At 69.8% G+C, this 16,465-nt stretch carries 12 protein-coding genes, 1 pseudogene and 1 riboswitch; of the genes and pseudogenes, 9 read left to right on the forward strand and 4 right to left on the reverse strand.

The features are described 5' to 3' along the window. Positions 1–205 precede the first annotated feature (205 nt). The 4 genes and pseudogenes from ACFU8Q_RS02675 to ACFU8Q_RS02690 all read left to right on the forward strand — a co-directional run bounded on the left by ACFU8Q_RS02675 (position 206) and on the right by ACFU8Q_RS02690 (position 2,888). Complete coding sequence (locus ACFU8Q_RS02675; RefSeq protein ID WP_384446973.1) at positions 206–520, forward strand: hypothetical protein; 315 nt, start codon at positions 206–208, stop codon at positions 518–520. A gap of 75 nt (positions 521–595) precedes the next feature. Further along, positions 596–724, forward strand: a pseudogene (locus ACFU8Q_RS02680) (DNA-binding response regulator); the annotation flags it as partial. Between the two features lie 131 nt (positions 725–855). Then, complete coding sequence (locus tag ACFU8Q_RS02685) at positions 856–1,299, forward strand: DUF485 domain-containing protein (RefSeq protein ID WP_384447019.1); 444 nt, start codon at positions 856–858, stop codon at positions 1,297–1,299. After that, complete coding sequence (locus tag ACFU8Q_RS02690; RefSeq protein WP_384446975.1) at positions 1,296–2,888, forward strand: cation acetate symporter; 1,593 nt, start codon at positions 1,296–1,298, stop codon at positions 2,886–2,888. Before ACFU8Q_RS02685 ends, ACFU8Q_RS02690 begins: the two co-directional genes overlap by 4 nt. A gap of 31 nt (positions 2,889–2,919) precedes the next feature. Here the strand turns inward: ACFU8Q_RS02690 and ACFU8Q_RS02695 are convergent, their stop codons facing one another. The 3 genes from ACFU8Q_RS02695 to ACFU8Q_RS02705 all read right to left on the reverse strand — a co-directional run bounded on the left by ACFU8Q_RS02695 (position 2,920) and on the right by ACFU8Q_RS02705 (position 6,841). Beyond that, on the reverse strand, positions 2,920–3,603 hold the full coding sequence (locus ACFU8Q_RS02695; RefSeq protein WP_384446976.1) for a response regulator: 684 nt from the start codon (positions 3,601–3,603) through the stop codon (positions 2,920–2,922). After that, positions 3,600–5,291, reverse strand: a complete 1,692-nt coding sequence (locus tag ACFU8Q_RS02700) for an ATP-binding protein (RefSeq protein ID WP_384446978.1) — start codon at positions 5,289–5,291, stop codon at positions 3,600–3,602. Before ACFU8Q_RS02700 ends, ACFU8Q_RS02695 begins: the two co-directional genes overlap by 4 nt. A 248-nt stretch (positions 5,292–5,539) precedes the next feature. Beyond that, complete coding sequence (locus tag ACFU8Q_RS02705; RefSeq protein ID WP_384446979.1) at positions 5,540–6,841, reverse strand: citrate/2-methylcitrate synthase; 1,302 nt, start codon at positions 6,839–6,841, stop codon at positions 5,540–5,542. A gap of 151 nt (positions 6,842–6,992) precedes the next feature. Here ACFU8Q_RS02705 and ACFU8Q_RS02710 point away from each other — a divergent pair, with 151 nt between their 5' ends. Together ACFU8Q_RS02710 and ACFU8Q_RS02715 are read left to right on the forward strand one after the other, a co-directional pair. After that, positions 6,993–8,150 (forward strand): citrate synthase/methylcitrate synthase, encoded by a 1,158-nt coding sequence (locus ACFU8Q_RS02710; protein WP_384446981.1) that lies wholly within the window; start codon positions 6,993–6,995, stop codon positions 8,148–8,150. A gap of 22 nt (positions 8,151–8,172) precedes the next feature. Next, a complete protein-coding gene (locus ACFU8Q_RS02715; RefSeq protein ID WP_384446983.1) occupies positions 8,173–9,309 on the forward strand; it encodes a CobW family GTP-binding protein in 1,137 nt (378 codons plus the stop codon). Between the two features lie 55 nt (positions 9,310–9,364). Here ACFU8Q_RS02715 and ACFU8Q_RS02720 read toward each other — a convergent pair whose 3' ends face one another. Further along, on the reverse strand, positions 9,365–11,818 hold the full coding sequence (locus tag ACFU8Q_RS02720; protein WP_384446985.1) for a DNA topoisomerase (ATP-hydrolyzing) subunit A: 2,454 nt from the start codon (positions 11,816–11,818) through the stop codon (positions 9,365–9,367). A gap of 279 nt (positions 11,819–12,097) precedes the next feature. Between ACFU8Q_RS02720 and ACFU8Q_RS02725 the strand changes: the two genes are divergently transcribed. The 3 genes from ACFU8Q_RS02725 to ACFU8Q_RS02735 all read left to right on the forward strand — a co-directional run bounded on the left by ACFU8Q_RS02725 (position 12,098) and on the right by ACFU8Q_RS02735 (position 16,189). Further along, entirely contained in the window at positions 12,098–13,480 is a 1,383-nt protein-coding gene (locus tag ACFU8Q_RS02725) for a M16 family metallopeptidase (protein ID WP_384446987.1), read from the forward strand. Between the two features lie 26 nt (positions 13,481–13,506). Further along, positions 13,507–14,889, forward strand: a complete 1,383-nt coding sequence (locus ACFU8Q_RS02730) for a M16 family metallopeptidase (RefSeq protein WP_384447021.1) — start codon at positions 13,507–13,509, stop codon at positions 14,887–14,889. A gap of 328 nt (positions 14,890–15,217) precedes the next feature. Further along, positions 15,218–15,385: riboswitch (cyclic di-AMP (ydaO/yuaA leader) on the forward strand. A gap of 12 nt (positions 15,386–15,397) precedes the next feature. After that, positions 15,398–16,189: a M23 family metallopeptidase gene (locus tag ACFU8Q_RS02735; RefSeq protein WP_384446988.1), complete on the forward strand. Its 792-nt coding sequence runs from the start codon at positions 15,398–15,400 to the stop codon at positions 16,187–16,189. The last annotated feature ends 276 nt before the right edge of the window (positions 16,190–16,465 follow it).

The following is a 16,465-nucleotide window of genomic DNA, read 5'->3' on the forward strand; positions in this document are numbered from 1 at the left end:
CCATGTCCGGGCTCCTCAATGTCCTGGTGATCGTCGCCGTCATCGCTGCTGTCGTGGTCCACCAGTGCTCGGCACAGCGGATCTCCGATGACGAGTACTGGCGGATCCTGCCGGGCGTTCTCCTCGCCGCTTCACTGCGCGAGCACGGGCTTGTGGATCCGCGTCACGAGTCGCTGTCGGGGGCCGTCCTGGGCGCGGAACGGCGGTGGGGCCCGCAACCGGGGCCGGCTGGGGCTGGACCTCGCGGCTGTGGCGCGAGGCGGATGGTTCGCTGTGGACCAAGGGAACCAGCGCAACCGTCTTTGTCCGGACAGGGGGACTGGCGCTGCGTGCGGCTCTTTTCGGGGCTGCCGTGCTGGTGGGCATACACCACGGCAGCGCGGCACTGATGTCGGCTCTCGCGGTGACGTTGGCGGTGCGCAGCGATGTGCTGATGTGGCGGGCCGGGCAGATGCGTCCGGCGTACGGTGGCCCCGCCGACGGGATGGCGTCGCAGCCGACGTGGAAGGACCGCGTGTGACTGGCACGACCTGGGCGAGCCGGCCGTCCCAGGAGCCTCTCTCCGCGGGGAACCGCACCCGCCCGCGGGCGTTGATCGCCTGGTCCCGTGAAAAGCCACATCAACAACCTCTTGGCCAAGGCCGGAGTGCGCGACCGGGCACAGGCCGTTCGTTATGCGTACGTTCGGGGCCTCGCACAGTCGCCCGGATCGACCTTCACCTGAAGAGGTGAAGACGGACGAATGAAGTGCCCGGGATCTTCCCGATCTGCCCATTCTTGGGTACGCGGCCGAAGTGGTCCGTGGACAAGGGGAGTTGTTCGGTGGAGAAGGAAGCAGGGCGTGAGGCCGCAGCGGTGCGGCTCGACGACCCGTGGTACGACGCGCTGGCTTCCGGCTGGGGCGAGCTGGATGGTGCGGGGAGCTTTGCTCCCGCCGGGCATCCGGGGCCGGCGGACCCGCAGCGCGGCCACAGTGCGGCCGAGATCTATCTGGAGGTGCAGCGCAGCGAGGCCTTCCAGGAAGTGCGCCGTCGGTACCGGCGATTCGTCATTCCGGCCACCATTGCCTTCCTCGTCTGGTACCTCGCCTACGTCGTCGTCGCGATCGCCGCACCCGGACTGATGGCCCGTCCGGTGGCCGGAGCGGTCAATGTCGCGATGGTCTCGGGGCTCGGGCAGTTCCTCACGACGTTTCTTCTCACCGGGGCGTACGCGCGGCACGCGCGGCTGCGCAGGGACCGGGCCGCGCTCGATCTGCGCTGGGAGACACAGGAGATGACGCGGGGGATCGGGCGTTGAACGGGAACCACCAGACGCCGGCGCTCCTGCTGTTCAGCGCCTTCATCGCAGTGACGCTCGCCATCACCACCTGGGTGAGCCGTGACCGGCACGGCTCGGCCGAGGAGTTCTACGCGGGAGGCCGGCTGTTCTCTCCCATGGAGAACGGTTTCGCCATCGCCGGGGACTACATGTCGGCCGCGTCCTTCCTCGGTATCTCCGGGCTGATCGCCCTCTTCGGCTACGACGGCATGCTCTACTCGGTCGGATTCCTCGTCGCGTGGCTGGTCGTCCTGCTGCTGGTCGCCGAACTGGTCCGCAACTGCGGCCGGTTCACGCTCGCCGACGTGGTTGCGGCGCGGATGGCGGAGCGCCCGGTCCGGATCGCTGCAGGTACGTCGTCCGTCACCGTCTCCGTGCTCTATCTTGTGGCACAGATGGTCGGCGCGGGCAGCCTGGTCGCGCTGCTCCTCGGCGGTACGAGCGGTGCCGCTCGTTCCTGGACCGTCATCGGTGTCGGGGCGCTCATGGTGATCTATGTGTCGCTCGGCGGAATGCGCGCTACGACCTGGATCCAGATCATCAAGGCCGTTCTGCTGATGGTGGGGGCGGTCGTGCTCACCGTGCTCGTCCTGGTCCGCTTCCATGGCGACTTCAACGCCCTGCTCAACTCCGCCGCCGAACGGAGCGGGCACGGAAGCCGGTTCCTCTCGCCCGGTCTCCGGTACGGCGGAACCTGGACGGCGCGCATCGACTTCATCAGCCTGGGCCTGGCCCTGGTACTCGGTACGGCGGGGCTGCCGCACATCCTGTCGCGGTTCTACACCGTGCCCACGGCCCGCGCGGCCCGCCGTTCGGTCGTCTGGTCCATCGGGCTCATCGGCAGCTTCTACCTGATGACGATCGCGCTCGGATTCGGGGCGGCGGCACTGGTCGGTTCGGCCGAGGTGCGGGCGTCGAATTCTGCGGGGAACACCGCGGTGCCACTGCTGGCCCTGGAACTCGGCGGCGGCGAAGGGTCCACCGGGGGGACGGTTCTGTTCGCCGTAGTCGCCGCTGTCGCCTTCGCGACCATCCTCGCCGTCGTCGCGGGGATCACCCTCGCCTCGTCCGCCTCCGTGGCCCATGACCTCTACGCCTCGCTCAGACGCCAGGGCTCCAAGCAGTACAGCGAGGTCGCAGTCGCCCGGGTCGCCGCGGCCGGGATCGGGGTGGCCGCCATCGGGCTCGGCCTGGTGGCCCAGGACCTCAACGTGGCGTTCCTGGTGGGGCTCGCCTTCGCCGTCGCCGCTTCGGCCAACCTCCCGGTGCTGCTGTACTCCCTGTTCTGGCGGAACTTCACCACCCGTGGAGCGGTCTGGTCCGTCTACGGCGGGCTGATCCCCGCCGTGCTGCTCGTACTGCTCTCCCCGGTCGTCTCCGGCAGCCCGAACTCGCTCTTCCCCGGCGCCGACTTCCAGCTCTTCCCCCTCGAGAACCCCGGCCTGGTCTCCATTCCGCTGGGCTTCCTGGCCGGCTGGGTAGGCACGGTCACCTCCACCGAACCGCCCGACACCGCCAAGCATGCGGAGATCGAGGTCCGTGCGCTGACGGGGGCCGGGGCGGTGTAGCCGCACGCCCGCGCCGTACCGGGCGGGGCATTCAGGCCTGACCGCCGGTGGACCAGGTATAGCGGTGTTCGGGGCGGCCCGTCTCGCCGTACCGCAGCGTCAGTCGCACTCTGCCGGTCCTTTCCAGCAGCTTCAGATAGCGTTGGGCGGTCTGTCGGCTCATCCCGGCGCTCTCCGCGATCTCCTGCGCGGAGAGCGGCTCTTCGGCGCTGCGGAGCGCTTGGCGGACCAGTTCCGCCGTGGTCGGTGAGTGCCCCTTGGGCAGGTCGGGTTCGCCCACCGCCCACAGGGCACCGAAGAGCCGGTCGACTTCACCCTGCTCGGCCTCTCCGCCGCGTTCGAGGGTGCGGCGCAGCGCCGCATACGCCGCGAGCTTGGTGCGCAGCCCGGCGTAGGTGAAGGGCTTCACCAGGTACTGAAGCGCGCCGTGTCGCATGGCCTCCTGGACGGTGGCGACGTCGCGTGCCGCCGTTACCATGATCACATCGGTGTGGTGACCAAGCCTGCGCAGTTCCCGCACCATCGACAGGCCGTTGCGGCCGGGCATGTAGTGGTCCAGCAGGACCAAGTCCACACGCTGTGCCTCGATCATCGCGAGGGCTTCGGCGGCGGAGTGCGCCAGGGCGGTCACCCGGAACCCCGGCGCCCTGGAGACATAGGCCGCATTGACCTTCGCGACCCGGATGTCGTCGTCCACGACCAAGACCTCGATCACTGAGTTTCTCCCGCGATGCCGGTGTTCGGTTCAGTCGATTCCGGTTCGGTCGATTCCAGTTCCGTCATCTCGGGATCGGCGAGGGCCTCCGGCAGTACGACGGTGAATTCGGCGCCGCCGTCTGTGGGCCCGTCGACCGTCACGCTGCCACCCTGCCGTTCCGCAAGCCGCCGCACCAGTGCGAGTCCCAGGCCGCGCCTGCCGTGGGCCGGGAGTTCCTTCGTCGACCAGCCCTCCGTGAAGATGGCCGCGCGTTGCGCGGCCGGAACCCCCGGGCCGCTGTCACGGACCCGCAGCACCACCGTGCGGCCCTCGACGTGGAGGCCCACCTCGGCCCGGGCGCCGTCCGTTCCGGCCGCCGCGTCCAGTGCGTTGTCCACGAGATTGCCGACGACGGTGACCAGCCCGCGAGGGTCCACGAGCCGGTCCGGCAGCAGGGTCCCGGGCGCCACGTGCAGGGCGACGCCGCGCTCGGCAGCGACCGTGGCCTTGCCGACCAGGAGCGCGGCCAGCAACGGGTCACGCACCTTCTCGGTGACCTGCTCGGCCGTCGCCCGGTGGACGCCGACGACCTCGGTGACGTACTCCATGGCGTCCTCGTGCATGTCCAACTCCAGCAGCCCCAGGAGGGTGTGCAGTCGGTTGGCGTGCTCGTGGTCCTGGGCCCGCAGTGCGTCGATCAGGCCACGGGTGGAGTCGAGTTCGCGGCCGAGATGTTCGAGTTCGGTGCGGTCGCGGAGGGTGGCGACGGCGCCGCCGTCGTCGGTCGGCATCCGGTTTGCGAGCAGGACCCGGGTGCCCTGCACCGTCAGCAGATCGTCGCCGACCACCCGGCCGGCCAGCACATCGGCGGTACGCCCCTCGCCGAGGACGGTGTCGAGCGGGCGGCCCGCGGCATCGGGGCCGAGCCCGAGCAGCCGCTGAGCCTCGTCGTTCACGAGTCGGATGCGGCCGTGACCGTCGAGTGCTACGACCCCTTCCCGGATGCTGTGCAGCATTGCCTCGCGCTCCGTGAGCAGCGCGGAGATGTCGGAGAAGGCGAGGTCATGGGTCTGCCGCTGAAGGCGTCGGGAGATCAGGTAGGCGGCGAGCGCCCCGACGGCGAGCGCCCCGCCCGCGTACGCGAGCAGTCCGGGGATCGCCGCGAGCAGCCGGGCGTGGACACTGTCGTAGGCGATACCGACCGAAACCGCGCCGACGATCCGGTTCGCCTCGTCGCGCAGCGGTACTTTTCCGCGGGCCGAGCGGCCGAGCGTGCCGCTGTCGATCTCCATGACGTTCCGACCCGCGAGTGCGTCGCTCGGGTCGGTGGAGACGACCTTGCCTATCTGGTCGGTGTCGGTGTGCGACCAGCGCACCCCGCGCCGGTCCATGACGACGACGTACTCGGCGCCGGTGGCGCGTCTGATCCGCTCGGCCGCGGACTGCACGGGACCGGTGGGGGCCGGAGCCGTGGCGAGCAGCGCCTCGGCGATCTGCGGCTGGGCCGCAGTGCTCTGCGCGATGGCCAGTGCGCGACGCATCGCCTGGTCGTCCAGCTGGGCGCTGAGGGGCGCAAGGAAGAGGCCGGTGGCGAGTACGGTGACGCCGGTGGCTATGGCCAGCTGCATCAGCAGGACCTGGGAGAAGACCCGCTGCGGCCAGCCGAGCCGGCGCGCTCTTCTGACGGCGGGCAGTGGGGCACTCATCGTATGAACGGTAGAGGGCATTCCGGTGCTTTCCGAAATTCCCTCTGCAATTTCTCTGTGTGATTCCCCTCTGCTCCGTGATTCTCCTCCGCTCCCCGGGACTCTCCTCGTTCTCACCGAGTCGCGGAACGCGATCTGCCGTCCGACGAGCGGTTCTTCGAGCCTGAGCCGGTGATGCGGGGCTCCTCGGCCCGGCCGCCACGCGACGCTTCCGGAGGACCGTCGCCATCTTGCGCCGTGCGGACCTTCTATCGCAGTGGTTCTCCCGTGACGGTCGGTAGCGGCTGAGGGGGCCGGGGGCCTCCGTACTGGCCGGTGGGACGCATGCGCAGCGGCCTTTCCCCGTATTCCTCCAACGCATGCGCGATCCAGCCGGCCGTGCGCGACACCGCGAACACCGTCTCGCCCGCCTCCGCGGCCATGCCGGAGGAGACGGAGAGCACGGCGAGCGCCAGGTCGACATTGGCGTGCAAGGGCGCGTGGCGGGCGGTCGTGGTGACGACGTCGCGGGCCGCGGCAAGCGCCGGAGCCGCCTGCGGAATGTCAACGAGGAGGTCGAACAGCGTCCGCGCCCGAGGGTCCTCGGCGACGTAGAGGCGATGGCCGAGCCCCGGCACCCTGCGCCCGGTACGAAGATGGTCCGCGATCACCGGGACCGCGCTGCCCCGCTCCAGGACCTCGGTCAGCATCCGGTGTGCCAGACCGCTCGCTGCCCCGTGCAAGGGGCCCTCCAGGACTCCGAGGCCTGCGGAGACCACTGCGTACGGATGGGCGTGGGCGGACGCGGCGACCCTGGCGGCCAGTGTCGACGCCGCGAGATCGTGGTCGATCAGGAGGGCGAGGGCGGTGTCCAGCGCGTCGATTGACGGCTCGTCGGCGGGTTGGGCGGTGAGCTTCGGCCATAGTCGCCGGGCCAGCCCGGCCCCGCTTACGTCAGCCACGTCGCCCGTCGACGATGTGCCGCCGGTCAGGGGCAGCGCTTCGACCAGGGTCGGAATCAGGGTCCGCGCGCTGGCGAGCACCGCCTCGCGCGACAGATCGAAGCGCAGCGGATCGACGGTCGCCGCGGCGATCACGGCCACCCGCAGCCGGTCCGTGGAGCCGGCGTGCACGGGCAGCGCGTCGACCGCCCGGCGTGCCGCGGCCAGCGCCTCATCAGGTGCGGTGAAGCGGATGCCAGGCCGCAGGCCGCCGGTCCAGAGCCATTCGGCAACCTCCTCGTAGGTGTACCGCTTGGCCAGTTCGGTCGCGTCGACGCCACGGAAGTAGTACCGGTCACTCTCGATCAGCGTGATGCTCGTACGGAAGACCGGATCGGCGGTGGGGGAGGGGTCCCGGCGCCCGGTGCGCCGGGCCAGCGCATCGACCTCCGCCGCGTCGAATGTGCTGCCACGTCCCCCGGGAGCGCGCCTGCTGCTCAGCTGGCCCCGGCTGACGTAGGCGTACACCGTCTCGGGCTTCACTCCGAGCCGTTCGGCCGTCTCCCTGGTGCTGAGCCGCTGCGCGGCCGTTGCACCGGTGCCGCCACCGGATGCTGCTTGATCCTTCATGCCGCCAACCGTATCCATATTGATTCAATCAACGTTGACACATCGGAGTCAATCATAGATGGTCGAATCAATATTGATGAGCAGATATCGAGGCGGCTTCGACGCGCCTTCGAGACGCTCACGGAGGAAAGAGGTGCTGACGGTGCCGACCATGAACAGCGGAACCCGAACCCCGCTCGATGTACCCCGAGGGCTCGCGGGCGTCGTCGTCACCGACACGACCCTCGGCGATGTCCGCGGGCGCGAGGGCTTCTATCACTACCGGCAGTACTCGGCGATCGACCTCGCACGGACCCGCAGCTTCGAGGACGTCTGGTACCTGATGTCCGAGGGCACACTGCCCGATTCCGCGGCCCGTGCCGAATTCGGCGCCCGCACCGCCGCACTGCGTCGGCTGCCCGCGGAAGTCCGTGCGGCGCTGCCGGCCATAGCCCGCGCGGGATCCGTTTCCGGGCCCCTGGCCGGACTGCGCACCGCCCTCTCGCTCCTCGGCGCCTCGGCCGGCTTCCGGCCGGTGTACGACATCGATGCCGACCGGCGCCGGAGCGACGCCCTGGCCGCCTGCGCTGCCGTCCCCACCGTGCTCGCCGCCCTGCACCGCCTCGGCCAGGGACTCGAACCGGTCGAGCCGCGCGACGATCTGCCCCACGCGGCCAACTACCTGTACATGCTCACTGGTTCGGTACCGGACACCGCACGGGGCAGGGCCGTGGAGCAGTACCTGATCTCCACCATCGACCACGGCTTCAACGCGTCGACCTTCACCAGCCGGGTCGTCGCCTCGACCGGCGCCGATGTCGCGGCCTGTCTGGTTGCGGCCGTCGGTGCACTCTCCGGACCGCTGCACGGCGGCGCGCCCAGCCGCGCCCTCGACACCCTGGATGCCATCGGCACGCCCGACCGCATCGACGGCTGGATACGCGAACGGGTGCTCGCGGGCGAGAGGATCATGGGCTTCGGACACCCCGTCTACCGCACCGAGGACCCCCGCTCACGCATGCTGCGGGGCATCGCCCAGGGCTTCGGCGGCCCGCTCGTCGACTTCGCCGTCGAGGTCGAAAGTCAGGTCGAGGCGATTCTCGCCGAGCTCAAGCCGGGCCGTGAGCTGCACACCAACGTCGAGTTCTACGCCGGAGTCGTCATGGAGCTGTGCGGGCTGCCGCGCGAGATGTTCACTCCGACGTTCTGCGCGGCGCGGGTGGTCGGCTGGAGCGCCAATATCCTTGAGCAGGCGGCGGACTCGAAGATCATCCGCCCGGCGGCCCGTTACGTCGGTCCGCCCCCGCCGCAGCCGGTCCCGGCGCCCTGACGTCCACCGAGGAAGGTCCCCGTTGAACCCGTCGTCCCCGCCCCGCAAGCAGCAGATCCCGGTCATCGTCCTTGCGGGGTTCCTGGGATCAGGCAAAACGACACTGCTCAACCACCTCCTCCGTAACCGTGCGGGAAACCGGATCGGCGTGATCGTCAACGACTTCGGCTCCGTCGAGATCGACGCCATGACGGTCTCGGGGCAGGTCGGCTCGACGGTCTCGCTGGGCAACGGATGCCTGTGCTGCGCAGTCGACGCGAGCGAGCTCGACACCTTCCTGGAGACGCTGACCCGGTCCGCCGCCCGCCTCGATGTGATCGTCATCGAGGCCAGTGGACTGGCGGAGCCGCAGGAGCTGGTGCGCATGCTCCTGGCCAGCGACAATCCGCACATCGTGTACGGGGGCCTGGTGGAGATCGTCGACGCCGCCGAGTTCGACGCCACCCGAATTCGCCATCCGGAGATCGACCGCCATCTCGGCGTCGCCGATCTGGTCGTGCTGAACAAGACCGACCGGGTCGGAAGCGAGGAACAGGCCCGAATCCGGGACGTCATCGCCGCGACCGGCGGCGCGGCGGCGGGCGGCGCGGCGGCGGGCGGCAACGCGGCCGCCGTCATCTGCGCCGCATACGGGCGCATCGACCCCGAGCTGCTCTTCGACCCGGCGCTGCGGCCGGACGGTGAGGAGAGGGCGCGCCAGCTCACCTTCGAGGATCTGCTCCTGGCGGAGCGGGCCGAGGAAGAGGCCTACGCCGGGCACCAGCACCATCTGCATGCCGCGTACGAGAGCGTCTCCTTCACCTCGGACGTACCGGTGAATCCCCGCCGATTGATGGAGTTTCTCGACTCCCGGCCGCAGGGCCTCTACCGGATCAAAGGGTTCGTCGACTTCGGCGCGGGCGACCGCGGCAACAAATACGTCCTGCATGCGGTCGGCAGATTCCTGCGGTTCGACCCGCGGCCGTGGGCGCGCGACGAACCGCGACTCACCCAGCTGGTGCTGATCGGCTCGGGCATCGACCCGGAGCAGCTGGGCAAGGAGCTGGCCGACTGCCGCGAGGCCACCGCTCCGGCACCGGACACGACGCAGGACGCCGCACATGAGCGAAGCATGTGGGGCGTCCTGCGGTACGTACAACAGCCCGACGACGACGCATAGCGGCGGGCTCCGTCGGCCCGGTCGGCTTCCAGCACCGCTGCCCGGCGGGGGGCGACTAGACGGGGCCGGCGACCACCGCGACCGGCTTGGCCAGCGGCGTCCCCGAACCGTCGCGCCTCGGGTCCACCTCCGGCAGCTCGGCCGGCGTGCCGTTCTTCTGCGCGGCCCGGGCAGGCGTCGCGCCCGCCCAGCCGAACACCAGAACGTCCTCGCCCTTGAGGAACCGCTGACAGCGCACCCCGCCGGTGGCCCGGCCCTTGCGCGGATACTGGTCGAACGGGGTGAGCTTGCACGTCAGCACCGAGTCGTCCAGCGTGCCGTGCGAGCCCGCCACCGTGAACACCACCGCGTCCACCGCCGGATCCACCGCGGTGAACGAGATCACCTCGGCGTCCGCCGCGAGCTTGATGCCCGTCATGCCTCCCGCGGGCCTCCCCTGCGGCCGTACCTGCGCCGCCGGGTAGCGCAGCAACTGCGCGTCGGACGTGATGAAGACCAGGTCTTCCTCGCCCGTGCGCAGTTCGGCCGCGCCGACGATGCGGTCACCGTCCTTGAGGGTGATGACCTCCAGCTCGTCCTTGTTGGCCGGATAGTCCGGCACCACTCGCTTGACGACGCCCTGCAGGGTGCCGATCGCCAGGCCGGGCGAGGCCTCGTCGAGCGTGGTGAGGCAGATGACCTCCTCGTCACTCTCCAACGTGAGGAACTCCGAAACCATCGCCCCGCCCGACAGATTGGGTGCTGCGTGGGTGTCCGGCAGCTGGGGAAGATCGATCACCGCGAGCCGCAACAGCCGCCCCGTCGACGTCACCACACCCACGTCGCCACGGGCCGTCGCCGGTACGGCCGACACGATCACATCGTGCTTCGCACGCTTCGCGTCCTCGGCGAAGACGATCGGATCGTCATTGGCGGTACGGGCCAGCAGGCCGGTCGACGACAGCAGCACCCGGCACGGGTCGTCCGCGACCTCCAGCGGCACCGAGGCGACCTGCGAACCGGCCGACTCCAGCAGCACCGTGCGCCGGTCGGTACCGAACTTCTTGGCGACCGCGGCCAGTTCGGAGGAGACGAGCTTGCGCAGCTCGGTGTCCGATTCGAGGATGGCGGTCAGCTCGTCGATCTCGGCGTTGAGCCGGTCCCGCTCGCTCTCCAGCTCGATCCGGTCGAACCGGGTCAGCCGGCGCAGCGGGGTCTCCAGGATGTACTGCGTCTGGGTCTCGCTCAGCGAGAAGTGCTCGATGAGCCGCTCCTTCGCCTGCGCCGAGTTGTCGCTGGACCGGATGAGCCGGATGACCTCGTCGATGTCGATCAGCGCGACGAGGAGCCCCTCGACCAGGTGCAGCCGGTTGCGGCGCTTGGTCCGGCGGAACTCGCTGCGCCGGCGTACGACCTCGAAGCGGTGGTCGAGATAGACCTCCAGCAGCTCCTTGAGACCCAGGGTGAGCGGCTGACCGTCGACCAGCGCCACATTGTTGATGCCGAAGGACTCCTCCATCGGCGTCAGCTTGTAGAGCTGCTCCAGCACGGCCTCCGGAACGAAGCCGTTCTTCACCTCGATGACCAGGCGCAGTCCGTGCGAACGGTCGGTGAGGTCCTTGACGTCCGCGATGCCCTGGAGCTTCTTCGCCGAGACCAGGTCCTTGATCTTGGCGATCACCTTCTCCGGGCCGACACTGAAGGGCAGTTCGGTGACGACCAGACCCTTGCGGCGTGCCGTGACGTTCTCCACGGCGACAGTGGCGCGGATCTTGAACGTTCCGCGGCCGGCCGCGTAGGCGTCCTTGATGCCGCCGAGGCCCACGATCCGGCCACCGGTCGGCAGGTCGGGACCCGGGACGAACCGCATCAGGGTCTCCAGGTCCGCGCCCGGATGCTTGATGAGATGGCGGGCGGCGGCGATGACCTCGCCCAGGTTGTGCGGCGGCATATTGGTCGCCATGCCGACCGCGATCCCGGTCGTGCCATTGACCAGGAGGTTCGGATAGGCGGCGGGGAGGACGACCGGCTCCTGCTCCTGGCCGTCGTAATTCGACTGGAAAGCGACGGTGTCCTCGTCGATCGACTCCGTCATCAGTGACGTCGCGTCGGCCATCCGGCACTCGGTGTACCGCATGGCGGCCGGCGGGTCGTCGTTGCCGAGCGAGCCGAAGTTGCCGTGCCCGTCGACGAGGGGGAGCCGCATGGAGAACGGCTGTGCCATCCGCACCAGGGCGTCGTAGATCGACGCGTCACCGTGCGGGTGAAGCTTGCCCATGACCTCGCCGACCACGCGGGCGCACTTCACATAGCCGCGCTCCGGGCGCAGGCCCATCTCGTTCATCTGGTACACGATGCGGCGGTGCACCGGCTTCATGCCGTCGCGGGCGTCCGGCAGGGCCCGTGAGTAGATCACCGAGTACGCGTACTCGAGGTAGGAGCCCTGCATTTCGTCGACGACGTCGATGTCGAGGATCTTCTCCTCGAAATCGTCCGACGGCGGCGGGGTCTTCGTGCTGCGGCGGGCCATCGCTGCTGCGACTCCTTCACGGATTCTGACGGATTCTGTCCGGACAACCTCAGGTTCTGACGCCGACCATTGTGGACCGCCGCACTGACATCGCCGACCTCGACCCGTCCCAAGAGGCGTTCCCGGCCCCTGCCGAGGGGTTTCACGCCCCGTCCCGCGGGGGACGTGCCCCTCTTTCACGCGAACTTCCGCGGTATGGGAACTTCGCCAGGTGTCTGCGCGCTTGCTTACAGTGGCAGGTCTCGCAGGAATTCCATTATCGCGATCGAAGGGACGTACATGCCCATGGGTCACACGGCCACAGCCCAGGCCGGCTCCGGCGGCTTGACAGCGACCGAGCACCGTCTGGCCAACGGCCTGCGCGTGGTGCTCTCCGAGGACCATCTGACCCCGGTCGCCGCGGTCTGCCTCTGGTACGACGTCGGCTCGCGCCACGAGGTCAAGGGACGCACCGGTCTGGCTCACCTCTTCGAGCACCTGATGTTCCAGGGCTCCGGCCAGGTGAAGGGGAACGGACACTTCGAGCTGGTGCAGGGGGCCGGCGGTTCGCTCAACGGGACCACCAGCTTCGAGCGCACCAACTACTTCGAGACGATGCCCACGCACCAGTTGGAGCTGGCCCTGTGGCTCGAGGCGGACCGGATGGGCTCGCTGCTCTCCGCGCTCGACGACGAGTCCATGGAGAACCAGCGCGACGTCGTCAAGAACGAGCGCCGCCAGCGCTACGACAACGTCCCCTACGGCACGGCGTTCGAGAGGCTGACGGCCCTGGCCTACCCCGAGGGCCACCCGTACCACCACACGCCGATCGGCTCGATGGCGGACCTGGATGCCGCGACCCTGGAAGACGCGCGCACCTTCTTCCGTACGTATTACGCGCCCAACAACGCGGTGCTCTCGGTCGTCGGAGACATCGACCCCGAGCAGACGCTCGCCTGGATCGAGAAGTACTTCGGCTCCATCCCGTCCCACGACGGCAAGCAGCCGCCCCGGGACGGCACGCTCCCCGAGATCATCGGCGAGCAGCTGCGTGAAGAGGTGCACGAGGAGGTCCCGGCACGGGCGCTGATGGCCGCCTACCGGCTGCCGCACGACGGCACCCGCGAGTGCGACGCGGCGGACCTCGCGCTCACCGTGCTCGGCGGAGGCGAGTCGTCGCGGCTGCACAACCGCCTGGTCCGCCGTGACCGTACGGCCGTGGCGGCCGGGTTCGGGCTGCTGCGGCTGGCCGGTGCGCCTTCCCTCGGCTGGCTGGACGTCAAGACGTCCGGCGGCGTCGAGGTGCCGCAGATCGAGGCCGCGGTCGACGAGGAGCTCGCCCGGTTCGCCGCCGAGGGCCCCACGCCCGAGGAAATGGAACGTGCGCAGGCCCAGTTGGAACGAGAGTGGCTGGACCGGCTCGGTACGGTGGCGGGCCGCGCCGACGAACTCTGCCGGTTCACCGTGCTGTTCGACGACCCGCAGCTCGCCCTGACCGCCGTACAGCGGGTGCTCGATGTCACCGCCGAAGAGGTCCAGGCGGTCGCCAAGGCCCAGTTGCGCCCCGACAACCGGGCGGTGCTGGTCTACGAACCGGTCGAATCGGCGGAGCCCGCGGAATCACCGGACACCGATGAGACCGAAGCCGACGACACCGACGCGCACGAAGGAGCGGACAAGTGACTGACGCTGCCGCGACTGGAGTTTCGATGCAGTTCCACCCGCAGCCGGCCCCTGGCGTCGCCCGCCCGTGGGCCTTCCCCGCACCGGAACGCGGCGCCCTGCCCAACGGCCTCACGGTGCTGCGCTGCCACCGCCCCGGCCAGCAGGTCGTGGCGGTCGAGATCTTCCTCGACGCCCCGCTGGACGCCGAGCCCGAGGGCCTCGACGGCGTGGCCACGATCATGGCGCGGGCCCTGTCCGAGGGTACCGACAAGCACACGGCCGAGGAGTTCGCCGCCGAGCTGGAGCGCTGCGGCGCCACTCTCGACGCGCATGCCGACCACCCCGGCATCCGGGTCTCCCTGGAGGTCCCGGCCTCCCGGCTGGCCAAGGCGCTCGCGCTGGTCGCCGAGGCGCTGCGGGCACCCGCTTTCGCCGACAGCGAGGTGGAGCGGCTGGTACGCAACCGGCTCGACGAGATCCCGCACGAGCAGGCCAACCCGGCCCGGCGCGCTGCCAAGCAGCTCTCCAAGGAGCTCTTCCCGGCCGCGGCGCGTATGTCGCGCCCGCGCCAGGGCACCGAGGAGACGGTGGAGCGGATCGACTCGTCGGCCGTGCGTGCCTTCTTCGACGCCCATGTCAGGCCGTCCACGGCAACCGTCGTGGTCGTCGGTGACCTCACCGGCATCGACCTGGACGCCCTGCTCGCCGACACCCTCGGCGACTGGTCGGGCGACACCGCCGAGCCCCGTCCCGCCCCGCCGATCACCGCCGACGACAGCGGCCGGGTGGTGATCGTCGACCGTCCGGGCGCGGTGCAGACGCAGCTGCTGATCGGCCGGATCGGCCCCGACCGGCACGACAGCGTATGGCCGGCCCAGGTGCTCGGCACGTACTGCCTGGGCGGCACGCTCACGTCCCGGCTGGACCGAGTGCTGCGCGAGGAGAAGGGCTACACGTACGGCGTGCGGGCCTTCGCCCAGGTGCTGCGGTCGTCGGCCCCGGATTCCGCCTCGGGGGCGACCGGTGCCGCGATGCTCGCCATCAGCGGATCCGTCGACACGGAGTCCACCGGACCGGCGCTGAAGGACCTGTGGACGGTCCTGCGGACCCTGGCCGCCGAGGGGCTGACCGATGAGGAGCGCGAGACGGCCGTGCAGAACCTCGTGGGTGTCGCACCACTGAAGTTCGAGACGGCGGCCTCCGTCGCCGGCACCCTCGCCGACCAGGTCGAGCAGCACCTCCCGGACGACTACCAGGCACACCTGTACGCCCGGCTCGCGGAGACCGGCACGGTCGAGGCGACTGCGGCAGTGGTCAACGCCTTCCCGGGCGACCGGCTGGTCACGGTCCTCGTCGGTGACGCGGCGCAGATCGAGGAGCCGGTCCGGGCCCTGGACATCGGAGAGGTGTCGGTGGTGGCCGGCTGACAGGCGTACCTGTCGCGGACGCGGGAGGCGGCCTCGCAGGCCGGCAGAACCATCGCCCGCGACAGTTCGCTTGTGACGGTTCACCTCTGACCGTCCAACGGTCACCCGGTCCACAGTCCCGTCGTGTGTCCACATAAAGGGACAAGAGGAAGACCCCTGTGAGCGAGATCTCGCCGGGGTCTTCCTTTTTGTCCGTTCTGGCGGCGAGGTTGCCTGTCTGCCCTGTGGGATGCGCTACAAAACGGCCTGTCCGTTTGGTGAATGAAAGTGACCCCGCTTAGCGTCGGCCGGGCTGTCCGTCACTCGTATGCCGCATCCGCGACGTACCGGACAGTCATCGCCGAGTCCCCGTCAGGCGCGAGCCTGGGGAGCCGGGGACCCACGAAGTCCCTGGGGTGAATCGGATGCCTGAGCCTCCCCGGGGCCGGGACATCCGTAGGAGACCTTCCTGCTCCGAACCCGTCAGCTAACCCGGTAGGCGAGAAGGAAGGAAAGGACCAGCCACTTCATGGCGTTCACCCGTGCCACCGGGAAGCATCGTGCCCCGAGCCGACTGACGCGCACGAGCGCGAAGATCGCCGGCGTCGCGGCCCTGGCCACCACCGGCGTCATCGGCGGAGCGGCCTCTCCGGCCCTCGCGGCGGACACCGGGGTCACCTCCGCCAGCGAGACGGGCCTGAACCAGGTCATCGCCATCGACAGTGCTCTCGCCGACCAGATAGCGGCCCAGGCCGCCGCACAGCAGCACCAGGCCGATGCCGCCGCGAAGGCGAAGGCGGAGGCCCAGCGAAAGGCCGAGGCCAAGAAGCGGGCCGAAGCCAAGAAGAAGGCGCAGGCCGAGGCGCGCGCGGAGAGGGCGCGTGCCGCCCGATCCGCCGAGCGCACCCGCCTGGGCGTCTTCCAGCTCCCGGTCGCCGGTTCGTACGTCACCACCGGCTACAAGTCCAGCGGCTCGCTCTGGTCGTCCGGCAGCCACTCGGGCATCGACTTCCACGCCGCGTCCGGCAGCTCCGTCGTCGCCGTCGGTGCCGGTACGGTCGTCGAGGCCGGCTGGGGCGGCGCGTACGGCAACAACATCGTGCTCCGGATGACGGACGGGACGTACACGCAGTACGGCCACCTCTCCTCGATCGGCGTCTCCGTCGGCCAGAGCGTCGGCGCCGGTCAGCAGATCGGCCTCTCCGGCTCGACCGGCAACTCCACCGGCCCGCACCTCCACTTCGAGGCCCGGACGACGCCGTCGTACGGCTCCGACATGGACCCCGTCGCGTACCTGCGCGCCCACGGCGTCAACGCCTGACCGGCGCCACCCGTCACACCCGCAGCACCTCTTCGAAGGCCCTGGCACACACCGGGGCCTTCGCTGTGCCCGGCCGTCGTCGTGCCCGACCTCCGTGCCCGGCCTCCGTGTTTGTCCGTGGAGCCCACCTGCAGTACCTGGCCGCCGAGTCGCCCCGTGGCCAAAAGATATTCATGAATTTCCGCCCGGCATCGGAAATTCGGCCTCATTGCAATAGAGTCGCAGAACAGGCGTCGGTCGGCCGCGTTTCACGGGGATTAAGGCGGAGGTTCGGAC

The sequence above is a fragment of the Streptomyces sp. NPDC057543 genome (genome assembly GCF_042801895.1).
Classification (GTDB): Bacteria; Actinomycetota; Actinomycetes; order Streptomycetales; family Streptomycetaceae; genus Streptomyces.

Coding starts and splice junctions, on each gene's coding strand:
- ACFU8Q_RS02725 (WP_384446987.1), top strand. CDS start 12,098: ATGCCCATGGGTCACACGGCCACAGCCCAGGCCGGCTCCGGCGGCTTG.
- ACFU8Q_RS02705 (WP_384446979.1), bottom strand. CDS start 6,841: ATGAAGGATCAAGCAGCATCCGGTGGCGGCACCGGTGCAACGGCCGCG.
- ACFU8Q_RS02730 (WP_384447021.1), top strand. CDS start 13,507: ATGCAGTTCCACCCGCAGCCGGCCCCTGGCGTCGCCCGCCCGTGGGCC.
- ACFU8Q_RS02700 (WP_384446978.1), bottom strand. CDS start 5,291: ATGAGTGCCCCACTGCCCGCCGTCAGAAGAGCGCGCCGGCTCGGCTGG.
- ACFU8Q_RS02735 (WP_384446988.1), top strand. CDS start 15,398: ATGGCGTTCACCCGTGCCACCGGGAAGCATCGTGCCCCGAGCCGACTG.
- ACFU8Q_RS02710 (WP_384446981.1), top strand. CDS start 6,993: ATGAACAGCGGAACCCGAACCCCGCTCGATGTACCCCGAGGGCTCGCG.
- ACFU8Q_RS02720 (WP_384446985.1), bottom strand. CDS start 11,818: ATGGCCCGCCGCAGCACGAAGACCCCGCCGCCGTCGGACGATTTCGAG.